Here is a 22,094-nt window from a genome sequence, read left to right as displayed (position 1 = left end):
CTTGCATGTATTAGGCATGCCGCCAGCGTTCGTCCTGAGCCAGGATCAAACTCTCCAATAAAGTATTGAAAAGAGCGATAAGCTCATTTTGAATCTGACGAGATTAAAAATCTCATTTGTGCTCCAGCCGATCCAAGCCAAGGCTTGGATCAAACTTTCGCGTTTCATTCTGCAAGCAGAATGTTTACTCACTCGTTGTTCAGTTTTCAAAGATCAAACTTATTTTGTTGCCGAATGTTGTTCTCTTCAGCAACTTTTATATCTTATCACATCCGAACCAACTTTGCAAGCTCTTTTTTTTAAGTTTCTTTCGAAGCTTATTTCATTTGCTTGCCGCACCGTGTAAACTGTGTTTTCTTGGCCGGACTTAGAATATACCATGTACAGATATTGAATGCAAGTCTTTTTTTAAAACTATAATAACAATCGGTTTGATCTAATACGGACGTACATATGGTATTCTCCCAACTTAGCAAGTTCATACACACGTCCATTTTTACTTTAACGTTTAACATTCCTAGCAGGAACCTTTCTTGGCCATAAACTGTAACTAAAACTTATCAGAAAATCGATACCGAGTATCATTCCCCACACTCTGATCAAATTATTGAAAACAGCTGTACGTTCAGCATCTCCAATCCACCATATCATGGCCAATAAAAAAGCACTTCCTATAGCCCAAGCCAATAGATGTCTAAACCATCCACTACGCTCACGACTCGCATGTTCTCTACCATATAACTTGTTACTACGAGGGTTTTCTCCACCTTTGAACCAATATAGGAAATATCGATCCGCCCAAGCGATCATCTGGTGACCATAGGCAATGCTTACTCCTATATACACCGCAGCTATACCATGAATCATACTTGCTGTAGCTCCTCGCTGTAGATCCATAACTGTAGCTACCAGCAATAACAGATCGATAACCGGCGTCGCCATTAACAAACCGATGCCTATTCGCTTCATGCCAAGGAGATACCTGACACTCAGACCTGCGAACACAAACACCCAAAAGGCAATCTCACAACCTATAATGAAATAACCAATCATTTCAGCCTCTCCTTTTTTGATACAAATGTATTAAATTTAATTTAGCACGTGTGTACTATAATAATCAACAGTGATATAATATGCCTATGCCTAAACTTGTTGATCACGATAAACAGCGCGTGCTCGTGGCCGAGGCAGCTTGGCGTATTATACGAAGAGAAGGCATGGAACAGGCCTCTGTTCGGAATATTGCTGAAGAAGCTGGAGTTTCGGTCGGTTCGATGCGTCACTACTTTTCTACTCAATCGGAACTACTACGATATGCCATGAATTTGGTATCTGAACGGGTGTCTCATCGAGTCCAAAAAATGTCCTTTACCGGCTCTCCCATGGACAATATGAAATGCCTATTGATCGAATTCTTACCAAACACGGAAGAAAAACTGGCCGAAATGGAGGTGTGGTACGTTTTTACAGCCAGATCGAAAACCGATTCTACACTCAAAGAACTTGCTAATACCGTATATGATGAACTCAGACAAGCTGTAGGTTCTGTTATCACCTACCTGATAAAGCACGACCTCTCCAGACCTGATCTGGACAAAGAACTGGAGATCGAGAGATTGTATGCACTGGTAGATGGCTTAGGCATACATACCGTGCTTAGACCGGATCAGATGAATGCCAAGCTCATGGACGATGTTCTCACTTTGCATCTTGCTTCCTTGTGCCGTTAAACCAAAAAAACCGCAGCACATTCGTTGTGACTAAGGCCCGTTACGATAACAGGAGTTAGTTCTGAATGTCTGACGGTTTTTCTTTTTATCCGATAATGATCCGGCCCTCCGGATGACGATACAGTTTCTTCTCTTTGCGCGGACGAAGGGCATAAGCGATGGTTAATGGCCCAATCCGACCTACAAACATGGTAAAGGTAATAATGATTTTTCCCCAATTGGTCAACTCATCAGTCACTCCCACAGAAAGACCTACGGTACCGATTGCGGATGCAGCTTCAAACATCAGTGAAAGGAATGGCGCATCCTCTGTCGTAAGCAGAAGCATCACCACGATCATGAATATGATCAGAGAAACCATAATAATGGTCAACGCCCTCATCAGCAGTTCTTTCGGAACACGCTGGCGGAAAAACACAATATCCTTATTTCCCCGAATCATGGCATACACTGCACCAATCATGATCAGGAATGTAGTTGTCTTGATTCCGCCCCCGGTCGATCCTGGGGAAGCCCCGATAAACATCAGCAGAATGAAGAAGAATTGGGTAGCCTGCCTCATCTCCGTGATATCGATTGTGCTCGTTCCCGACGAACGTGTAGAGACAGACTGGAAGAAGGACGCATAGATCTTCTCGCTCCATGTGAGTGAAGCCAGTGTATGTCCATTGGTGAATTCGAAAACAAACAACACAATCGCTCCTATACCGATCAGCGCTCCGGATACAGACAGTACCAGTTTGGACTGAAGAGACAAACGGCGGCGTTTGCGATACTCGAACAGATCATTCAATACAACAAAACCCAGTCCACCAGAGACAACGAGCACAGAAGCAGTCACATTGAATATCCAGTCTCCGGTGTAGTATTGAAAGCTGTTGCCGAACAAATCAAAGCCGCCATTATTAAACAATGAAACGGAATGAAATATTCCATAGTATACGGCCTGACCCAATGGCATCTCCGTTGCCCAGCGCAGCGCTAATATGACAGCCGCCACCCCTTCAATGGTAAAAGAGAAAATCAAGACCTTGCGGATAATGCGTACTATCCCTTCCATACTGTCTGCATTAATGGCTTCTTTGAGTAATAACCTGTCCTTGAGTGAGATTCGCTTGCCCAATACAAGTGCAAAGAGAGTAGCCATGGTCATGAATCCGAGTCCACCAAGCTGCATTAATACCATAATGACGAACTGACCAAACAAATTAAAGGTCGTCCCTACATCCACAACGACAAGTCCAGTTACACATGCGGCAGAGGTGGATGTAAAGAGCGCGTCAATAAACGCCAAATGCATACCGCTTTGGTTGGAGATTGGCAACATGAGAAGCACCGTTCCAATCGCAATGATAAGCAGAAAACCACCGACCAGAATTAACGGAGGAGATAAGAATTTGGCAAAGTGAAGCCTGAACTTCATGAAGGGCACCTCTTTTAACAAAAATACGAACAGGTTGATCTAACAATTTCAAGACGCGGTGTTACCCTAATGATGTGCTGTGAGCAAAGGCCTTCTGACAAACTTTATTTTTAGCGTCTATGTAAACCTAAAGAGGAACTTGCCCCAGCATGATACTGAACGGCAGGTTCCTCTTCTATTATGAACGTATCCTACGTTCCTTATTTAATCTTGCGTACGAGGACGCATGTGCGGGAAGAGCAGTACGTCACGAATCGACGGGGAGTTGGTAAGCAACATGATCAGACGATCCACCCCGATTCCCAATCCGCCTGTTGGTGGCATACCATATTCGAGCGCACGGATGAAGTCGTCATCCATCTCATGAGCTTCGTCGTTCCCATGTTCTTTCTCCAGCATCTGTGCTTCAAAGCGCTGACGCTGATCGATTGGATCATTCAGCTCTGTGAAGGCATTGGCATGCTCGCGTCCAACGATGAACAATTCGAAGCGATCCGTGAAGCGCGGATCTACATCATTTTTCTTCGCCAGTGGTGAGATTTCAAGAGGGTGTCCCATAATGAATGTCGGTTGAATCAACGTCTCTTCTACAAATTCTTCAAAGAACGCGTTCAAAATATGACCAAATGTCATATGTTTTTCAACAGGAACCTTATGTTCCTTCGCCAAGTTGTGTGCTTCCTCATCCGTCATGTGTACGGAGAAGTCTACGCCTACAACTTCCTTAACTGCATCCACCATCGTAACCCGGCGCCACTGTGGCGTAAGATCTACTTCATAATCTCCATACTGGATCACTTGCGTACCCAGTACTTCCTGTGCAATATGAGCAACCAGGTTCTCCGTCAATTGCATAATATCCTTGTAGTCGGCATATGCCTCATACAATTCAATCATTGTGAACTCTGGATTGTGACGTGTGGACATACCTTCGTTCCGATATACACGACCGATCTCATATACCTTCTCCAGTCCGCCAACAATCAGACGTTTCAGGTGAAGTTCAATCGCAATCCGCATGTACAGTTCCATATCCAGCGCATTGTGATGTGTGATGAACGGACGTGCTGCCGCTCCTCCTGCGATCGTATGCAACGTAGGTGTTTCCACTTCCAGATATCCAAGGGAATCCAGGTAACGACGCATCGATTGAATGATTTTGGAACGTGCGATAAAGGTCTGTTGTACGTCCGGGCTCATAATCAGGTCAACATAACGCTGGCGGTAACGCAGCTCTACGTCAGTGAGACCATGGAATTTATCCGGAAGAGGATAGAGCGATTTGGACAGCACTTCAAGATCTTTCACTTTGACAGAAGTTTCACCTGTTTTGGTCTTAAAGATCACACCTGTTATTCCAACGATATCGCCAAGGTCCAGCAAGCTAAATGCCGCATACTTGTCTTCAGGCACGCTATCCTGACGAACATAGATCTGGATTCTGCCGCTCAGGTCCTGAATATGTGCGAAGCTTGCTTTACCCATTCCCCGCTTCGCCATAATCCGTCCGGCAATACTGACTTCGATGTGCTTCTCTTCCAGCTCTTCCTTGGTCAGTTCTTCATACTTCTTCAGAATGGAGCCGGCTTCTTCGGTACGTACGTATTTTTGGCCAAAAGGGTCGATTCCCAATTTGCGGAGCTCGTCCAATTTGTCACGGCGAATTTGTAAAAGCTCGCTAAGTTCGGTTTCCTGATTCAAGACTTCATCCGTCATGATCTGTATTCATCTCCTTATTTACATTGCAGGCATCGCGAGAGGACGTTTTCCTCTAATGTTGAAAAAGCTTCCCTAAGGAAGCTTTTGTTTACCGTGCCCAACTGCTTCATTGCTATAGCTTTTTAATGTCCATAATTTTATATTGAATTACGCCAGCAGGCACACTTACATCAACAACTGTACCTTTTTTCTTGCCGAGAATCGCTTTACCTACAGGGCTCTCATTCGATATCTTGTTCTGAAGCGGGTCTGCCTCCGCAGTACCTACAATCGTATATTCCGTGATGTCGCCAAACTCCAGATCTTCTACAGTGACGGTTGCACCCACGCTTACGGCATCGGTATCGATCTCGTCGCTGTTAATAATCCGCGCGTTACGAAGCAATTTCTCCAACGTGATTACACGTCCTTCAATGAAAGCTTGCTCATTCTTCGCGTCTTCGTATTCAGAGTTTTCACTGATATCTCCATACCCGATGGCTACCTTAATCCGTTCAGCCACTTCGCGGCGCTTCACTGATTTCAATGTTTCCAATTCTTCTTCCAGCTTCTTGAGTCCTTCTGGTGTAAGGATAACTTCCTTGTCGCTCATCTCAACCGATTCTCCTGTCATGGGAATAAATTTGATTGTACGGCAACGGAATCAGTGCTTGTTACAGAGCTCCGCTCGCATACATCTTCAAAACTATATGAAGTTCTCCAGAGAAATAGAATATTCCTCCTGATGCTATAGCCTTATTAACGCACATGGCGAATTTATACTGAGAAATTATAGGGGAACGATCTCGAAAAGTCAATGTTACGTCCCCTATAGGTGTAAACGTTTTACAGAAGCGTTTATAATTAAGATGCATTTCCGGTGATTACCGGTTCTGACTCCAAATTACCTTCGCTTTTCAGCTGACTCACAAAGCTCTCCAGAATCTGTACCATCTCGTCCCGCTTGGTTCCTTCCATAATAACATCCTTGATGCGGGCAGATCCTTTCAGGCCTTTCAAATACCAAGCCAGATGTTTACGCATCTCGCGTACGGCAACTGTCTCATTCTTCAATGCGATCAGGCGATCCATATGCAGGATGGCAACACGGATCTTCTCTTCGCCATTCGGGTCAGGAAGCAATTTCCCCGTGCTTAAGTATTGAATGGTACGATACAGCATCCATGGGTTACCCAGGGCGGCACGACCGATCATAACTCCGTCACAACCCGTTTCATCCAGCATACGGCGTGCATCCTCTGGTGTATGGACATCACCATTGCCGATCACTGGGATAGAGACAGCTTCTTTTACATCTTTGATGTGTGACCAGTCAGCTGTGCCTGTATAAAGTTGCTCACGCGTACGGCCGTGTACACTTACCGCCTGTCCACCAGCTCGTTCAACCGCGAGTGCATTCTCCACCGCGAAGATATGCTCGTTATCCCAGCCGATACGCATCTTGACCGTCACCGGCTTCTCCACCGCGTCCACAACAGCGGATACCATCTCATAGATTTTGTTCGGATCAAGCAACCAACGTGCACCGGCATCACATTTCGTTACCTTTGGCACAGGGCATCCCATGTTAATATCGATGATGTCTGCATTGGTTTCTTTGTCCACGATTTTGGCTGCTTCTACGAGGGAATCACGATCTCCCCCAAAAATCTGAAGGCTCAGCGGTTTCTCACGTTCATCTACAAACAACATCTCACGTGTACGCTGGTTGCCATGGACAATGGCTTTGCCACTCACCATCTCCGCGCATACGAGACCTGTTCCGAATTCTTTTGCGATCAAACGAAAAGCCGGATTACATACGCCAGCCATCGGCGCAAGTACGACCTGGTTTTTCATTTCAATGCCACCAATGTTAAGCACGGTAGTCGTTCCACTCCTTTTTTAATTCTGTATATATATCACGATATAAAGTTTGATCGGTGTCTTGGTTGTTGTAACATGGCGAAACCGAAACGGTCCTAGTTGCCCCGCAACTCCTCGATACTGATTGCCAGCACACCAGCAATTCGATCGAGTTCTTGCTGTGATACCTTACGGTTTCCCCGTTCAATGGTTCCCAGAATGGCCAGCGAGATGCCGGTCTCGGCCGCAAGTTCATGTTGTGTTAAACCTTTCAGCTTCCGGAATGCCCGGATTCGGTTGGCCAATTGCATGTTTTCCAAAGCTGTATTCCATCCTTTCCATCCAGTACAGACAACGATGAGTGTACAAAGGTATACAAACCTGAAATCTCGCCCTCCGGTACGATATCCGACAGTGGGACCAGCACAAAAGCCCGTTCTCCCATACGAGGATGAGGCAATTGAAGCAATTCGGTATCTCGCGTCTCACCTTGCATCCAGAGCAGATCCAGATCAACGGTGCGCGGTCCCCAGCGAATATCACGAACACGACCGAGTCGATTCTCGATATCCAATAATTCCGTAAGCAACTGCTCAGGTGTCAGCATCGCCTGCACGGCGACTGCCATATTCAGAAAAGCAGGCTGATCTACATATCCTACAGGCTCCGTCTCATATAGCGCAGAACAACGCAGAACGGATATATAAGGGTGTTCATCCAGCAAAGACAATGCTTCAAACAGCGTCTGTTCCCGGTCACCCAAATTGGCCCCTAAAGCAATATAAGCCTCTGAAGATTCAGAGGTCGAATGTGCAATCATGATCGGTTCTCACTTTCTTGTGCGGCGAAGCTCTACCGTTACGCCCTCAAAATGAATATCGAATGGCGGATGTGGCTTCGTCACCTTGACTGTCAATGCATTGATAATAGTATAAGTGTCTAGTAAAGAAGATGCAATATGTTCGCCCAAAGCTTCAATTAACTGGAATGATTTATTCTCTACAATCTGTTTCACCAGCTCATGGATCTCCGCATAATTAATCGTTTTGGTCAGATCATCGTTACGTCCGGCCTCACCCAGGTCCATATCAATCTCCAGATCAATATAGTACCGCTGCCCAAGCTTCCGTTCTTCTGCAAAAACACCATGATATCCGTAATACTCCATACGATGCAATACCATTCTATCCATACGATCCGCCTGCCCTCTATATATATTGAAATTTTAATCTATTTGAAGTTATGCCTTAGCTTCGCCTTTGAAAAACGCTGCGCTTCCACTGGACGGGTCACCAGGGACCCGCCAGCATTATTTCCTCCGTATACCCGGAGAAGCATACAACATGGCATCACACATGTCTGCCGTCCGCCGAATCGGTTTCACATCATGAACCCGAACCATCTGGCAGCCTTGGGCAATGCCAAATGCAACGGTCGCAGCCGTTCCTTCCAGCGCATCATCCGCCCCGACATCCAGGGTGTTCTGGATGAATCTTTTGCGTGAGGTGGCTAGCAGAACGGGATATCCCATTTCATTGAGCAAACCGAGCGATGACATGAGCTTCAGATTTTCTCCGAGATCCTTCACAAAACCAATGCCCGGGTCCAGGATAATTTGGTCTGCTTTCACGCCAGCTGTTAACGCAATCTGTATGCTCTCCTGCAAATCGCTCACGACATCACCCAGATAATCGGTATAGTTTCGATCCTGCCGATTATGCATCAGAACGATGGGACACCCCAGCTCTGCTGCCGTGCGGGCCATATCTGCATCTGCCTTGGCACCCCACACATCATTAATAATATGGGCACCTGCCAGAATAGCCTGACGTGCAACATCGGCTTTATACGTGTCTACCGATATCGGAATGTCAGGGGCTTGCTGATGCAATGCTTCAATAACCGGAATAATCCGGCTAAGCTCTTCATCGGCGCCCACAATATCTGAACCTGGCCGGGTGGACTCCCCGCCGATATCAATCAGGTCCGCCCCATCCTCCATCATCTGCTTGGCATGGGCAACCGCCCGCTCCACGTTGGTATAACGTCCACCATCCGAGAACGAGTCAGGCGTGACGTTAAGAATGCCCATAATCTGTGTTCTTGTACCCAGCTTCAATTCAGCTGGCCCCCATGCATAGTTCCGTTCATAGATGACAGGTGTAAGTGTCATGAAGTATACCCCGCTTTCTGCCGGTACATACCCAGAAGGACTGCTGTAACCGGGCCAATATGTCCGTTGCTAATTATCGTTTCGGCTCCGTCCTGATCCCGCAGAGTTGTCACCGGAACCAGTTCGGCCACCGAGCCGGTTAGAAATATTTCATCTGCTTGCAGGAGATCCTCCCAGGAAGCTAACGTCTCTATGCAGGGGATTCCTTGCTGCGAGGCAATCTCCATTACCACAGCTCTCGTGATACCCGGCAGAATGCCGGTTGAGAGTGCTGGCGTGTAGAGAACATTTTCCCGTACCCAAAACACATTGCTGACGATCCCTTCCGCTATATGACCATCCCGGGTTAATTGTAGCCCTTCTGCACCCTGCACATGCTGCCCGTATCCATTAAGCTCCCGTTTCGCCAGAATACTGTTCATGTAATGCAGCGACTTGAACCGAACTTCTCCTTCGGGCGTGTTGCGAGGTGTAGACAACCGTTGAATCATTTTTCCACTCTCATATAAAGAGGGAGAAGGATCAGGTAATGCTTTTGCCAGTAAAATATGATTCGGCTTCGAATAATCACCAGAAGGTAAGCCTAGCGGTGCTTCACCGGCTGATACCGTGTATCGCACATACGCATCCCGAAGTCCGTTCGCATCCATCAAACGTTGAAGCCCACCTGTCACCTCTGCGGCGGTCGTTGTAAAAGGAATGCCAAGTTCCTTACACCCCGAAGCCATGCGCTCCAGATGCCGTTCCAAAAGATATGGGACACCTTGATACGTCCGGAACGTCTCAAACAGTCCAAGTCCGTACAAAAAGCCGTGATCCGTTACAGGAACCACGGCCGCCGCCATATTGACCAACTCTCCGTTTATCGCGGCATATTGCATGTTAAACCTTCACTTGTTGGGACAAAAAGTTACGAAGCATCTGATGACCATGGTCTGTAATAATGGATTCCGGGTGGAATTGAACCCCTTCAATCGCATATTCTTTGTGACGCAGACCCATAATTTCACCTTCAGCTGTCTCCGCTGTAATCTCCAGGCAGTCAGGCAAGCTGCTGCGCTCCACAATCAGGGAGTGGTAACGGGTAGCTGTGAATGGAGATGGCAATCCGGCAAATACCGATGTCCCGTTATGGTGCATCTCGGATGTTTTGCCGTGCATCATACGCTCCGCACGAATGACATTGCCACCAAACGCTTGTCCAATGGACTGATGCCCCAGGCACACACCAAAGATCGGAATGCTTCCCTTGAAATGATCGATGACTGCCAGACTAATGCCCGCTTCATTCGGTGTACACGGGCCCGGAGAGATCAGAATATGATCAGGTGCCAGTGCCTCTATGCCTGCCAGATCAATCTCGTCGTTGCGGCGAACTTCCACCGTCTCGCCCAGTTCACCCAGATATTGAACCAGGTTATACGTGAAAGAATCGTAATTATCGATAACCAGTATCATATGCCTGCTCCTCCTCATCTTCCGTCAATGCAAGTGACGGTTGCTTCGTTTTATTTTATTTTAGTTTAGTTTAGTTAACAGCTTCTGTTCTTTTCGCTTGTTCTTGTTCAATAGCTCTGCTTGCTTCCGCCTCTTCGCTGTAATTCACAGCTCTCATCATGGCTCTTGCCTTGTTGCGGCATTCCTTGTATTCCCGATATGGATCGGAATCAATAACAATCCCTGCCCCGGCCTGTACATAACCAATACCGTCCTTAATGGCAAGTGTACGAATGACGATGTTCAATTCCATATTCCCACTGTAATCCATCCACCCGATGGAACCCGTATAAGGCCCACGCCGCACAGGCTCAAGTTCCTCGATAATCTCCATGGTGCGGACTTTTGGGGCTCCTGTAATCGTTCCACCCGGGAATGTCGCAGCGATCACATCAAATACGGATAACCCTTCTGCCAGCCTGCCTTCCACCTGGGAAACGAGATGCATGACATGGGAATACTTCTCGATGGTCATCAATTCAGGCACATGAACCGAACCGTAGGCTGCAATCCGTCCGATATCATTCCGTTCCAGATCAACGAGCATAATATGCTCCGCCCGTTCCTTCTCACTGCTGAGCAGTTCATCCGCCATAGCTTTGTCCTCTGCTTCATCCCGGCCCCTTCTTCGGGTCCCTGCGATGGGACGTGCACTGACTTTGCCATTCTCCACTTTGACCAGAAGCTCGGGAGATCCGCTTACCAGTTGAAAGTCTGGACTACGCAGCATTCCCATATACGGTGATGGATTCACAAGGCGCAGCCATTCATAAATATGCTCAGCGCTCGAATGAAGCCGCTTTTCCTGTCTCAAGGACAGGTTCACCTGGAACACATCGCCCTGCCTGATATATTCCTGTACCGTACGCACAGCTTGTTCAAAGTCCTCCTGGGGAAAGGAGGTTTCCCATCCTTCCGATTCCCTTTCCGCATCTTCAGGCTGCGGGGTACGATTGACCTGCTTGTTGCGGCGTTCCAGTGCCTGCTGTTGTTCCTCGGCCTGTGCAGCCCCCATAATATGAAGCCAACGTTTCTGCATCGCTGTCGCTCGTGCTTCTGCCGCTGAATATAGACTACGGATATCCGTTTCGTTCCGGTTAGGCTCTATAGCCAGATGAACCATGCAGAAAAGTGCCTGCTGCTCATGGTCATACGCCCATATTTCTTCAAAGCGCATCCACCAATAATCCGGCAGAGCCGGGTTATCCTCAGCCAAATCTGGGAGCTTCTCCAATGATCTTGCTACATCGTAGCTGAGATAACCTGCGTATCCACCCCCAAAGTCTGGAGCCCCATTAACCTTGGGTGCACTATACGGGGCAGTCCATCTCTTCAATACATCAAGCGGCTTGCCGCTGTCCGTCGAGGTGGCTCCTTGCGTCACATCATGAATAACCGCTTCTTGACCCTTGCCGGAAATAACGGATACGGGGTCTAACCCCAGAAATGTATATCTCCCGCCTTTGCCATTCTCCAGCACAATTGCGTATGGTGATGCCTGCTCCCAGGCTGCCTCCCACGATAACGGTAAACCGCCATGATACGGTCCCTCATCCGACTTCGTCATATAGGGCATCATGGTCCAGCCTTGTTCAGCCCACTCCATCCAGTCGGCGTATGTTGTCATCAGGTGTGTCATTGCGGTGTGCCGCCCTCCATCTGTCGCTAGTTCTATTGTCTGATAGTATACTAAAGCGCCGCCCCTTTTAAAAGCATTACGCCAAAAATCCTCCATACCCGTCATACGGGCAAGGAGGATTGGTTTTGTCATTTGTAGACTTAGCCTTCGAAGTTGTAAAGAGGTGTGCTGAGGTAACGTTCGCCGTTACTTGGCACGATTACGACCACGCGCTTGCCTTCACCCAACTGTTTCGCAACCTGAAGACCTGCACGGATCGCCGCACCGGAAGAAATACCAGACAGAATGCCCTCTTCCTTCGCTACCTGACGAGCCGTCTCGAATGCATCATCATTCTCAATGTGAATGATCTCATCATAGATTTCCTGATCCAGAATCTCAGGGATAAAGTTGGCACCAATCCCCTGGATCTTATGTGGTCCTGGTTTGCCGCCCGCCAGAATTGGCGAAGCTGCTGGCTCAACCGCAACAATTTTAATACCAGCAAAAGCTTCTTTCAGCACTTCGCCTGTACCTGTAATTGTTCCACCTGTACCGATTCCTGCAACGAAAGCATCCAACGTACCGCCTACAGATTGAATTGCTTCAACAATCTCAGGGCCAGTCGTTTCACGGTGGATCTTCACGTTGGCTTTATTTTTAAATTGCTCAGCCATGAAATAGGAAGGGTTTTCTTTCAGCAGTTCTTCGGCTTTTTTAACAGCACCATTCATACCTTCAGCTCCAGGTGTAAGCACAAGCTCAGCACCATACGCACGAAGCAAGTTGCGACGCTCCAAGCTCATCGTCTCAGGCATTACAATAACGGACTTGTAACCTTTGGCTGCAGCCACCATCGCGAGTCCAATTCCCGTGTTACCACTTGTTGCTTCGATAATGGTATCACCTGGTTTTAGCTTGCCTTCTTTTTCCGCTTCTTCCACAATGCTAATTGCGATACGGTCTTTCACGCTTGAACCTGGATTCTGGTACTCCAGCTTCACGAATACTTCAGCACTGCCTTCAGGTACGATACGGTTCAGACGAACAAGCGGAGTACCTCCGATGAGTTCTGTTACGTTATTAACTACTTTAGCCATATGAATGCCCTCCTTAGTGGATGAATAAAACTTGAGTCCTGTTAACCTATACTGTGCGGCCGATAGCCTCTAGCTGTTATAGAAGAACTGCGGAAATCCTGTTGATCCTATCCCTTACTGCCAAGATTTCTAGCAGGGCGGAGGTTTCCGAAAGTTTCTTTGTTCATAAATAAATCTTTTATATCCGAGTAAACGAGTAGGTATTTATTATTTTCATCTTATCAACGTTAACCCTTATTGTCAATATGAGTACTCAAAAAAAATACTCTGCCTTTGGCCCTAAGACCGCAGACAGAGTATTTTTATCAAGATGCAGCAGTACTATACAATCTTCTCCATTGAATTCAGGAGGCAGGAATCTCGGACAGGATTACGGCTTCATACTTGTTACGCAGCATTTGCTCTACCTGCGGCAACGGATCAGCCTTACTCAGAGCCAGTTGCATTCGAATCTCCTCATGGACCTCTTCGGCCGATTGCACCTGGCGTTCTTCTTTATCATTAAGTCTGATAATAACATAACCTTCTTCCACTCGAACCGGTCCGGCAATATCGCCTACATCCAGCCCGGCAGCAAGTTGAAGGATTTCTTCTGACTGGAATGGATCATTCCGCTCAATCCATCCCAGCCTGCCACCAGCATCACGAGAGAAGCTGTCCGTCGATTGACTGCGAGCAGCTTCTTCAAAGTCCTCCCCCTTCTCCAACGCATCCAGTAAGGAATCGGCTTCATCTTCTTCCTTCACTACGATGATGGACAAGTCATATTTCTCGGGGGAAACGTAATCCTCACGGTGTTCAGTCCAGTAATGCTCAATATCTGCATCCTTGATCTGTATGCCGATCGTTGCGATTTTCTCAAGCAGCAGCCTGTAGCCGGCTTCCAACTCAAGTTCCTGTTTCGTCAGGCCCAATTGAGACTTCATTTCGTCAAAATATGATTTCTCTGAATCGTACCCATCCATCGCGGCGGCAAGTTCTCTTGCAATCTCTTGGGGAGTGACGATCAGCTTGCGTTCAATTGCTTCGGCAAATACTGCTTTACGGTTTAACATCTGGAGTAATAACTCGCTGCCATAGCGTCTTTTCAGCGCATCGGTCCACTCTTTGTCCGTGATAACTTCTCCGTTGATCGTCGCTACGGTGCTTCCTTCTTCCGTATTAGCATCATGGGATGCATCTGCCTCGTCTTTGCCCTGTCTGAGACCATGCATAGCCATCACACTACCCATGACCAGCATACCTAGCGTCAAGACAATTACAGCCGTCCACAACCCTTTTTCCTGTCTTGTCATTCCGCATCCCGTCCCCGCATAGATCAGTTCTTGGCTTGCTCTAGGATGGTCTCAAGTTGTTCTTTGTTAAAGTCATAGGCTTCATTACAGAATTGGCAGACCACTTCAGCCTGGCCCTCTTCTTCAATTAATTGCTCCATCTCCGTTTGGCCCAGGCTGATTAGTGTCTTCTCTACCCGCTCACGTGAACACTCACAGCTAAAATGAATATCCAATCCTTCCATCACTTGTACATCTGGCAACAATCGGCGAAGCAACTCTTCCAATTCAAGTCCCTGCTCCAGCAACGTCGTCACTGGCGGCAACGTACTAATGGCGTTTTCGATCGCCGTGATCTCTGGATCTGTCAATCCCGGCAACAGCTGCATAATGAATCCACCTGAGACAATAACGGAATTATCCGTATCAACGAGCACACCAACGCCTACAGCAGAAGGGGTTTGCTCCGATTGCGCAAAGTAGTACGTGAAGTCTTCGCCCAGTTCTCCTGAAATAATAGGCACACTGCCACGATATGGTTCTTTCAGTCCCAAATCCTTCGTTATGTTGATGAAACCTTCCGTTCCAACCGCGCCTGCAACGTCCAGTTTACCCACACTATTGCTTGGCAAATGTACATGCGGATTAGAAACATATCCTCGTACTTCGCCTTTCGCATTGGCATCAGCTACAATCTGTCCAATGGGCCCATCACCGTTGACTTGTACCGTTAACTTCTCTTCACCTTTGAGCATTGCACCCATAATGGCTGCTGTTGTAACCGTACGCCCCATGGCAGCTGTAGCCGTGGGAAACGTATCGTGTCTTCTGCGTAGTTCCTCAACCAGTTCCGTAGTCTGGATAGCAAAGGCTCTTACCTTTCCATTCATTGCTGTACCACGAATTAACCGGTCATGCTTGTTGTTGTTTTCCAAGTCATTCAGCCTCCTTTGGCGTATCGCCATAATAGTCGTAACACAGAAAAAACGGCACAACACTTAAGCTGTAATCTCAGCCCGCTGTATGCCGTCACTATGCTCACCTTTCCCGGTTCCGCTCATATATAATACGCAGCCCTTCAAGCGTAAGCAGCGGATCAACTTCCTCTATACTACGGGTTTCTTCTGCGATAAGTGTAGCGAGACCACCCGTCGCGATAACTCGGGGCTTCGCCCCCATCTCCTCGCGAATACGTTCTACAATACCATCTACCTGCCCTGCATAGCCAAATATAATACCCGCTTGCATGGCATGAATAGTATTACGGCCAATGACCTTTTTAGGTTTCTCCAGCTCTATACGAGGCAACTTGGATGCCCGCTCATAGAGCGCTTCAGTGGCAATCTGAATGCCAGGTACAATAGCTCCCCCCAGGTAGTGACCTTTCTCGTCAATACAGTCAAAGGTCGTTGCAGTACCGAAATCGACCACGACGAGAGGGCCGCCATACTTCTCAACGGCTGCCACTGCATTAACAATACGATCTGCACCCACTTCACGAGGGTTCTCGTATCGCAGATTCAAACCAGTTTTGATACCAGGCCCAACGAGCAAAGCTTTTTTGCCTACATACTTCTCACACATCGCTTCGATTACATTCACCAGTGGCGGAACCACAGATGAGATGATGACACCTTCGATGTCACTTGCCCTGATGCCGGACATATGAAATAAATTATAAATCAATACGCCGTATTCATCCACTGTTGACTGACGTGATGTACTCAGACGAAAGTGGTGCAGCAATTCCCGGCCTTGATATACGCCGAGCACCATATTGCTGTTCCCCACGTCTACAACTAGAATCAAAGAGGTTCACCCCTCTTTCTTTTCATTTAAATCCAGACTAATATCCAGGCTCTCAAAGGAATAGGTTAACCTGCCAACCGAAATTACATCCACACCACTCTCTGCAATACCACGAATGGTCTGAAGAGACACGTTACCGGATGCTTCAACCTTCACATGAGGAGCCTGTTCACGAATAAGTTCAACCGCTTCACGCATCCGCTCTGGATGCATGTTATCCAGCATAATGATATCTGCCCCGGCTTGCAAGGCTTCTCTCACCTGCTCCAGATTTTCAATCTCCACTTCAATCGTCATCGTATGTGGGATAACGGTTCGCGCACGCTGTACCGCCTCGGTGATTCCGCCTGCACCCTTGATGTGGTTATCCTTAATCATAACGGCATCGTACAGTCCAAATCGATGATTCGCTCCGCCACCCACGCGCACTGCGTATTTCTCAAGTAGTCGGTGGCCCGGCGTTGTCTTACGTGTATCCACGAGCCTGGTCTCAAGACCATCCAGCACATCCACGTAGGCACGCGTACGCGTAGCTATTCCGGACATACGTTGCAGCAAGTTAAGTGCCAGTCGTTCCCCCGTAAGCAGTGAATGTGTACTTCCCTCTACCTCGGCCAAAATCGTGCCATGGGTAACCTTGTCTCCGTCTGTTACCTTCGGTGTAAATACAAGATCAGGATCAACGACTTGAAATACAAGTTTAGCTACGGTCATGCCTGCAATAACACCATTGTCTTTGGCGTGTATAATGGCCTTGGATTGGTTGCCTGCTGGAATCGTCACACTTGTTGTAACGTCACCTGCACCAACATCTTCACGAAGCCAGTTTTTGATTGATTCGATAAGCCCTTCATTATATCCATTCAGTATCATGACATCAATTCCTCCACAATCGCTTGTTCTCGCTGCTGCAGACTATGCTTCTGCCACACGATATCATCACGTGCCGGGAAATCCTCACGATAGTGAGCCCCCCGACTCTCCTCGCGATGTAATGCACCGCTAGTAACTAACCAGGCACAGGTCAGAAGGTTGGCATACTCCAGCTCTTCCTTGTGCGTGAGTGTCTGATCAAAAAATTGCAATTCCTGTTGCAGCTTGTCCATGGCCTTCTGCAGGTCCTCACCATTCCGGCGCAAACCTACCTGACGAACCATCATTTTCTGTAGTCGTAAACGTCTTTCAGATATAGGTTTTTGCTCTTTCATGATCTTGCTATTCATGTTATTCATGTCCACAGATGAAGGCGTAGCCCCTCTTGCTTGTAATAAACCAAGCGGAGGGAGAGATTGAATACGATCAACAATTCTCCGGCCAAATACAATCGCTTCTGACAAGGAGTTGCTTGCCAGACGGTTGGCTCCATGCACTCCTGTAGAAGACACCTCGCCACAAGCAAATAATCGGGAGATGCTGCTCTCTCCACTTAAATCCGTTTTCACTCCACCCATCATGTAATGGGCAGCAGGTGCAACGGGAATCCAGTCCGTTGTCATGTCTAATCCATAACGCATACAAGTCTCATATATGGTAGGGAACCGATGCTTGATCATCTCTGGCTGTTCATGTGTAATGTCCAAGTACACAAAGGTACTGTTGGTGGACTCCATCTCACTAACAATCGCTCGTGCCACGATATCTCGTGGGGCCAGTTCAAGCTGGGCATGATAACGATCCATGAAGCGCTCACCCTTCACATTGCGCAAATATGCTCCTTCGCCGCGTACGGCTTCTGACACTAGGAAACGCGGGGCCCCAGGGTAACATAGAGAGGTGGGGTGGAATTGGATAAATTCCATGTCACGAACAATAGCCCCAGCCCGATAAGCCATGGCTACACCATCGGCAGTAGCTACATCCGGATTCGTCGTGTATCGGTACAGTTGTCCTGCCCCACCAGAACAAAGAACGGTTGCCTGTGCCTTCACAAACACTTGCGATCCGTCATCCTTCTGAACCAGAGCGCCAATGCATTCCCCTCGATCTCGATCTGTAATCAGGTCAACAACAAAATGCTCATCCCAAACTTCAATCCCGGGATGCTCATTCACTTCAACAGCAAGCGCACGTACAATCTCATATCCTGTTGCATCTCCGTTGGCATGCAAAATACGGCGGTGGCTATGCGCACCTTCCTGCGTCAACGCCAACTCGCCGTTCTCCAGATCAAATAAAGTACCCAAACGAATCAGTTCCTTCACTCCGTCCGGCCCCTCATTCACCAATACCTCTACCGCTTCGGAGCGGCATAAGCCCGCTCCTGCTACAAGTGTGTCCTGCAAGTGGTAAGCAGGTGAATCATCCTCAGCAATAACCGCAGCGATGCCTCCCTGCGCATATCTGGTGTTACTTTCAAGTAATGACTTCTTCGTGATCATTAATACACGTTGTTGTTCACTTGCCTTAATGGCAGTAAACAAACCAGCAATCCCTGAGCCTATAACCAGTACATCCGTCTCTACCATGGGTAGCGCAGACAGATCAAAATCAACTAAATATTGCGGTATCATGTTATTCACCTGTCTTGGAGCAAGAGTAGCGCATCCTACTTTACCAACAACATGCGCTCTAGCGATTCTCTGGCTTTGTCGGCAACGGCCGGTGGCACGTAGATTTGCGGCTTCATCGTTTCCAGGCATTTCACCAGTTTCTTCAAGTTGTTCACCTTCATGTTGGGACATACGAGGAACTTGGTAGCAAAGTGGAACTGTTTATCCGGACTATCCAGACGAAGCTGATATCCTGTACCATCTTCGGTACCTACGATAAATTCCTTCGCTGATGAATTTTTGCAATACTCCAGAATAGCTGTTGTGCTGCCTACAAAATCACCCATTTCTACAACCTCAGGGCGACACTCTGGATGGACAACAAACTCTGCATTTGGATGCTTGGCTCTCATCTCCACCACATCTTTGACTGTAAGCATATCGTGAGTGTTGCAGTAACCTTCCCAGATAATCATTTTCTTGTCTGTATGCTGCTGCACATAATGTCCCAGGTTTTTATCCGGTACCCAGATAATTTCGTCGGAATCCACCGATTGAATAACCCGGACTGCGTTCGCCGATGTACAACAGATGTCAGTCTCTGCTTTGATCTCAGCCGAGGAATTGATATACGTAACCACCTTGGCATTAGGATGTTGTGCTTTCAATTTGCGTAGTCCATCCACATTCACCATATCTGCCATTGGGCAGCCCGCACGTTCGTCCGGGATAATAACTGTTTTATTTGGCGCAAGAATTTTAGCGCTTTCACCCATAAAATGAACACCACAGAAAACGATCACATCCGCATCTGTCTGTGCTGCCTTCTGGGCTAACAGAAACGAATCTCCACGGAAGTCGGCAACCTCCTGTACTTCGTCACGTTGATAATAATGGGCAAGAATAATGGCATTACGTTCCTTCTTCAACACCATAAGCCGCTCACGCAGCTCGCGGTTCATCTCAGCCTTGCGCTCTAAAGCCAGAGCTTCCACCTGTGATCCTCTCCTTTATCGGGACAGCGTCATGCGCTGTTTCGTGGGCTAACCTAAGTCGTTATCTTCGCTTGAGAAACGAATCACAAGCGGTTTAACAACTAATTTACACAACGTTCACGACTCTGTCAATAAATGAAAAAGGCCCGGAACAGCGCTGTAACCACCTGTTTGCTAACTGGTTCGCCATCTAACTCCCGTTTATCTTTATCTATCCTCTTTTAAAATAATGGATAAAAAAAGAGAGCCTCGAGGGCTCTCTTGATTTCACCTGCTATCATAGCCAGATGTATTGTGTATTAAGACGTTGGCTTAGTTCCGCCATCATCCGGGTTATTGTTATTACCCTTTTCCAGATTCGGAGCTTCGTTTGGAATATCTCCGGCTGGTGGCTCAGGCGTTTCATCTTTACCTTGAATACGAACACGCACATCACCGATGGTGTCGATGATTGGCTCTCCGCCTTCAGTTGGTGTACCTTCACCATCATTGTCATTCTCTGCTTTTGGAGTCAAAGAACCTGTTTCGATCAATTGCTTGATCTGATCCATTTCCAAAGTCTCAACCTCAAGCAAAGTTTGAGCGATCAGGTGCATCTCTTTTGAATGTTTAACAAGCAAGTCCTTACACTTCTCATAACAGTCATTAATAAAGCGTTGCATTTCCTGATCAATCTCGTAAGCAATGGAATCCGAGTAATTCTGTTCATGACCGATATCCCGACCAAGGAATACCTGTCCTTGTGAACTTCCGAATTGCATAGGTCCCAATTTCTCACTCATACCGTATTCCATAACCATGCTACGAACAATACCTGTCGCTTGCTGGAAGTCACTGTATGCACCAGTACCAATTTCTCCGATGAACAATTCTTCAGCTACACGACCCCCGAGAAGTCCGGTTACTTTATCAAGCAACTCGTTTTTGGTAACCAGCATACGGTCTTCTTTAGGTAACATGATTACATATCCACCCGCACGTCCGCGCGGAATGATGGTCACTTTATGTACCATATCGGCATGTTCCAGGAAGTATCCAACAATGGTATGACCTGCTTCATGATAAGCAACAATGCGTTTCTCGCGATCACTGATGACACGGCTTTTCTTCTCCGTACCAACAATAACACGGTCAATCGCTTCGTCGACTTCTTTCATGGAAATATCTTTACGGTTACGACGTGCTGCAATCAGCGCCGCTTCGTTCAAGAGATTTTCCAAATCTGCACCGGAGAAACCTGTTGTACGTTTCGCGATAATATCCATCTTCACATCGTTGGTCAGTGGTTTATTACGGGAATGTACTTTCAGGACAGCTTCACGACCTCTTACATCAGGGCGGTCAACCGTAATTTGACGGTCAAAACGTCCAGGACGCAGCAAGGCAGGGTCCAAAATATCTGCACGGTTCGTTGCGGCTATGATGATAATACCTTCGTTAACTCCGAATCCGTCCATCTCAACGAGCAACTGGTTGAGTGTCTGTTCACGTTCATCGTGACCACCACCAAGACCAGCACCACGCTGACGTCCTACAGCATCAATCTCATCGATAAAGATGATACATGGGGCATTTTTCTTCGCATTTTCAAACAAATCACGAACACGTGATGCACCGACACCGACAAACATTTCCACGAAGTCGGAACCTGAAATAGTGAAGAATGGTACACCCGCTTCACCGGCTACGGCACGAGCGAGCAATGTTTTACCGGTACCTGGAGGCCCTACGAGCAATACGCCCTTAGGAATCCGCGCACCTACTGCTGCGAATTTACGAGGGTCCTTGAGGAAGTCTACAACCTCAACAAGTTCCTGTTTCTCTTCGTCGGCACCCGCAACATCTTCAAATGTAACCCGCTTCTTCTCTTCGTTGTAGAGACGAGCACGGCTTTTACCAAAGTTCATTACTTTACCGCCGCCGCCTTGAGCCTGATTAAACAGGAAGAAGAACAGCAGGAACATAATGATCAAAGGAATAAAGGAAGTCAGCAACGTCAACCAGATGCTGTCACCTTTCATTGGCTCCTGATGATATTGGAAATTGTTAGTTTCACTTGCAGCTACAAGCTCACTAATTGCCTCATCCGTAGGAGGAATATACGTTGAGAAATTTTCTGATTTGGCGCCATCAGGTGCCTTCTTGTATTGACCGGTCACGAGATACGTTTGACCGTTGAATTGAACCGTCAATTCAGAGACATTGTTGGCTTTGATCGCTGCACGCAACTGATCATATCTAGGATTATCGGTGGCTTCGCCGCCATTGCTGACGAACTGGACTATCCCCACCACAACTAAAAAAAGAATCAAATAAAAACCAGAATTCCGGATGAACCGATTCATCCCCTACCTCCTCTCGAGACACTTTAATTATTTTAACATAGCCCGACATGGCTTCTCAACAGAAGCCAAGAACAGCT

21 protein-coding genes and 1 rRNA gene are annotated in these 22,094 nt (G+C 47.4%); 1 reads left to right on the top strand and 21 read right to left on the bottom strand.

What is annotated here, in order from left to right; translation table 11 throughout:
- Both PAEAM_RS15360 and PAEAM_RS15355 read right to left on the bottom strand, forming a co-directional pair.
- Positions 1-61 (bottom strand): 16S ribosomal RNA (locus PAEAM_RS15360); the annotation flags it as partial.
- 440 nt (positions 62-501) lie between these two features.
- Positions 502-1,053, bottom strand: coding sequence for a hypothetical protein (locus PAEAM_RS15355; protein WP_036606096.1), 552 nt, complete (start codon positions 1,051-1,053; stop codon positions 502-504).
- A gap of 86 nt (positions 1,054-1,139) precedes the next feature.
- Here PAEAM_RS15355 and PAEAM_RS15350 point away from each other — a divergent pair, with 86 nt between their 5' ends.
- Positions 1,140-1,730, top strand: a complete 591-nt coding sequence (locus tag PAEAM_RS15350; RefSeq protein WP_100528140.1) for a TetR/AcrR family transcriptional regulator — start codon at positions 1,140-1,142, stop codon at positions 1,728-1,730.
- Between the two features lie 85 nt (positions 1,731-1,815).
- On the opposite strand, the gene PAEAM_RS15345 is transcribed toward PAEAM_RS15350, so the two are convergent.
- The 19 genes from PAEAM_RS15345 to ftsH all read right to left on the bottom strand — a co-directional run bounded on the left by PAEAM_RS15345 (position 1,816) and on the right by ftsH (position 22,017).
- Positions 1,816-3,153, bottom strand: coding sequence for a TrkH family potassium uptake protein (locus PAEAM_RS15345; protein WP_076320270.1), 1,338 nt, complete (start codon positions 3,151-3,153; stop codon positions 1,816-1,818).
- 204 nt (positions 3,154-3,357) lie between these two features.
- Positions 3,358-4,869 (bottom strand): lysine--tRNA ligase, encoded by a 1,512-nt coding sequence (lysS, locus tag PAEAM_RS15340; RefSeq protein ID WP_076329924.1) that lies wholly within the window; start codon positions 4,867-4,869, stop codon positions 3,358-3,360.
- A gap of 115 nt (positions 4,870-4,984) precedes the next feature.
- A complete protein-coding gene (gene greA, locus PAEAM_RS15335; protein WP_036606099.1) occupies positions 4,985-5,464 on the bottom strand; it encodes a transcription elongation factor GreA in 480 nt (159 codons plus the stop codon).
- 251 nt (positions 5,465-5,715) lie between these two features.
- Entirely contained in the window at positions 5,716-6,735 is a 1,020-nt protein-coding gene (gene dusB, locus PAEAM_RS15330) for a tRNA dihydrouridine synthase DusB (RefSeq protein ID WP_100528139.1), read from the bottom strand.
- 98 nt (positions 6,736-6,833) lie between these two features.
- Positions 6,834-7,028 (bottom strand): helix-turn-helix domain-containing protein, encoded by a 195-nt coding sequence (locus PAEAM_RS15325; RefSeq protein WP_036668438.1) that lies wholly within the window; start codon positions 7,026-7,028, stop codon positions 6,834-6,836.
- The gene (gene folK, locus PAEAM_RS15320; protein WP_100528138.1) at positions 6,989-7,537 is read right to left on the bottom strand and encodes a 2-amino-4-hydroxy-6-hydroxymethyldihydropteridine diphosphokinase; all 549 of its coding nucleotides are present in this window, start codon (positions 7,535-7,537) and stop codon (positions 6,989-6,991) included. Before folK ends, PAEAM_RS15325 begins: the two co-directional genes overlap by 40 nt.
- Positions 7,538-7,546: 9 nt before the next feature.
- Positions 7,547-7,909 (bottom strand): dihydroneopterin aldolase, encoded by a 363-nt coding sequence (gene folB / locus PAEAM_RS15315; protein WP_036606103.1) that lies wholly within the window; start codon positions 7,907-7,909, stop codon positions 7,547-7,549.
- A gap of 117 nt (positions 7,910-8,026) precedes the next feature.
- Positions 8,027-8,890 (bottom strand): dihydropteroate synthase, encoded by an 864-nt coding sequence (gene folP / locus PAEAM_RS15310; RefSeq protein ID WP_100528137.1) that lies wholly within the window; start codon positions 8,888-8,890, stop codon positions 8,027-8,029.
- Positions 8,887-9,771: an aminotransferase class IV gene (locus tag PAEAM_RS15305; protein WP_100528136.1), complete on the bottom strand. Its 885-nt coding sequence runs from the start codon at positions 9,769-9,771 to the stop codon at positions 8,887-8,889. The genes folP and PAEAM_RS15305 overlap by 4 nt, the downstream gene beginning before the upstream one ends.
- 1 nt (position 9,772) lies before the next feature.
- A complete protein-coding gene (pabA, locus tag PAEAM_RS15300; RefSeq protein ID WP_036606106.1) occupies positions 9,773-10,348 on the bottom strand; it encodes an aminodeoxychorismate/anthranilate synthase component II in 576 nt (191 codons plus the stop codon).
- A gap of 70 nt (positions 10,349-10,418) precedes the next feature.
- Positions 10,419-12,026, bottom strand: coding sequence for an anthranilate synthase component I family protein (locus PAEAM_RS15295; RefSeq protein WP_100528135.1), 1,608 nt, complete (start codon positions 12,024-12,026; stop codon positions 10,419-10,421).
- 140 nt (positions 12,027-12,166) lie between these two features.
- Positions 12,167-13,105 (bottom strand): cysteine synthase A, encoded by a 939-nt coding sequence (gene cysK, locus PAEAM_RS15290; RefSeq protein ID WP_036668448.1) that lies wholly within the window; start codon positions 13,103-13,105, stop codon positions 12,167-12,169.
- Positions 13,106-13,449: 344 nt separating this feature from the next.
- Positions 13,450-14,400: a peptidyl-prolyl cis-trans isomerase gene (locus tag PAEAM_RS15285; RefSeq protein WP_100528134.1), complete on the bottom strand. Its 951-nt coding sequence runs from the start codon at positions 14,398-14,400 to the stop codon at positions 13,450-13,452.
- A 23-nt stretch (positions 14,401-14,423) separates the two neighbouring features.
- On the bottom strand, positions 14,424-15,344 hold the full coding sequence (gene hslO, locus PAEAM_RS15280; RefSeq protein ID WP_047844508.1) for an Hsp33 family molecular chaperone HslO: 921 nt from the start codon (positions 15,342-15,344) through the stop codon (positions 14,424-14,426).
- Positions 15,345-15,417: 73 nt separating this feature from the next.
- Entirely contained in the window at positions 15,418-16,188 is a 771-nt protein-coding gene (locus PAEAM_RS15275; RefSeq protein WP_026081372.1) for a type III pantothenate kinase, read from the bottom strand.
- 6 nt (positions 16,189-16,194) lie between these two features.
- Positions 16,195-17,061 carry a carboxylating nicotinate-nucleotide diphosphorylase gene (nadC, locus tag PAEAM_RS15270; protein ID WP_100528133.1) on the bottom strand — a complete coding sequence of 289 codons (867 nt, stop codon included), beginning with the start codon at positions 17,059-17,061 and terminating at the stop codon, positions 16,195-16,197.
- Complete coding sequence (gene nadB, locus PAEAM_RS15265; protein ID WP_100528132.1) at positions 17,058-18,698, bottom strand: L-aspartate oxidase; 1,641 nt, start codon at positions 18,696-18,698, stop codon at positions 17,058-17,060. The genes nadC and nadB overlap by 4 nt, the downstream gene beginning before the upstream one ends.
- 35 nt (positions 18,699-18,733) lie before the next feature.
- Positions 18,734-19,672: a quinolinate synthase NadA gene (gene nadA, locus PAEAM_RS15260; RefSeq protein WP_036606114.1), complete on the bottom strand. Its 939-nt coding sequence runs from the start codon at positions 19,670-19,672 to the stop codon at positions 18,734-18,736.
- A gap of 299 nt (positions 19,673-19,971) precedes the next feature.
- Complete coding sequence (ftsH, locus tag PAEAM_RS15255) at positions 19,972-22,017, bottom strand: ATP-dependent zinc metalloprotease FtsH (protein WP_100528131.1); 2,046 nt, start codon at positions 22,015-22,017, stop codon at positions 19,972-19,974.
- Between the last annotated feature and the right edge of the window lie 77 nt (positions 22,018-22,094).

It is taken from the genome of Paenibacillus sp. GM1FR (assembly GCF_002803315.1).
Classification (GTDB): Bacteria; Bacillota; Bacilli; order Paenibacillales; family Paenibacillaceae; genus Paenibacillus; species Paenibacillus amylolyticus.
Note: the sequence above shows the minus strand (reverse complement) of the source record. Positions and strands in the feature narration are given on the sequence as shown.

Coding starts and splice junctions, on each gene's coding strand:
- PAEAM_RS15355 (WP_036606096.1), bottom strand. CDS start 1,053: ATGATTGGTTATTTCATTATAGGTTGTGAGATTGCCTTTTGGGTGTTT.
- PAEAM_RS15350 (WP_100528140.1), top strand. CDS start 1,140: ATGCCTAAACTTGTTGATCACGATAAACAGCGCGTGCTCGTGGCCGAG.
- PAEAM_RS15345 (WP_076320270.1), bottom strand. CDS start 3,153: ATGAAGTTCAGGCTTCACTTTGCCAAATTCTTATCTCCTCCGTTAATT.
- lysS (WP_076329924.1), bottom strand. CDS start 4,869: ATGACGGATGAAGTCTTGAATCAGGAAACCGAACTTAGCGAGCTTTTA.
- greA (WP_036606099.1), bottom strand. CDS start 5,464: ATGAGCGACAAGGAAGTTATCCTTACACCAGAAGGACTCAAGAAGCTG.
- PAEAM_RS15325 (WP_036668438.1), bottom strand. CDS start 7,028: ATGCAATTGGCCAACCGAATCCGGGCATTCCGGAAGCTGAAAGGTTTA.
- folK (WP_100528138.1), bottom strand. CDS start 7,537: ATGATTGCACATTCGACCTCTGAATCTTCAGAGGCTTATATTGCTTTA.
- folB (WP_036606103.1), bottom strand. CDS start 7,909: ATGGATAGAATGGTATTGCATCGTATGGAGTATTACGGATATCATGGT.
- folP (WP_100528137.1), bottom strand. CDS start 8,890: ATGACACTTACACCTGTCATCTATGAACGGAACTATGCATGGGGGCCA.
- PAEAM_RS15305 (WP_100528136.1), bottom strand. CDS start 9,771: ATGCAATATGCCGCGATAAACGGAGAGTTGGTCAATATGGCGGCGGCC.
- pabA (WP_036606106.1), bottom strand. CDS start 10,348: ATGATACTGGTTATCGATAATTACGATTCTTTCACGTATAACCTGGTT.
- PAEAM_RS15295 (WP_100528135.1), bottom strand. CDS start 12,026: ATGACACACCTGATGACAACATACGCCGACTGGATGGAGTGGGCTGAA.
- cysK (WP_036668448.1), bottom strand. CDS start 13,105: ATGGCTAAAGTAGTTAATAACGTAACAGAACTCATCGGAGGTACTCCG.
- PAEAM_RS15285 (WP_100528134.1), bottom strand. CDS start 14,400: ATGACAAGACAGGAAAAAGGGTTGTGGACGGCTGTAATTGTCTTGACG.
- hslO (WP_047844508.1), bottom strand. CDS start 15,344: ATGGCGATACGCCAAAGGAGGCTGAATGACTTGGAAAACAACAACAAG.
- nadC (WP_100528133.1), bottom strand. CDS start 17,061: ATGATACTGAATGGATATAATGAAGGGCTTATCGAATCAATCAAAAAC.
- nadB (WP_100528132.1), bottom strand. CDS start 18,698: ATGATACCGCAATATTTAGTTGATTTTGATCTGTCTGCGCTACCCATG.
- ftsH (WP_100528131.1), bottom strand. CDS start 22,017: ATGAATCGGTTCATCCGGAATTCTGGTTTTTATTTGATTCTTTTTTTA.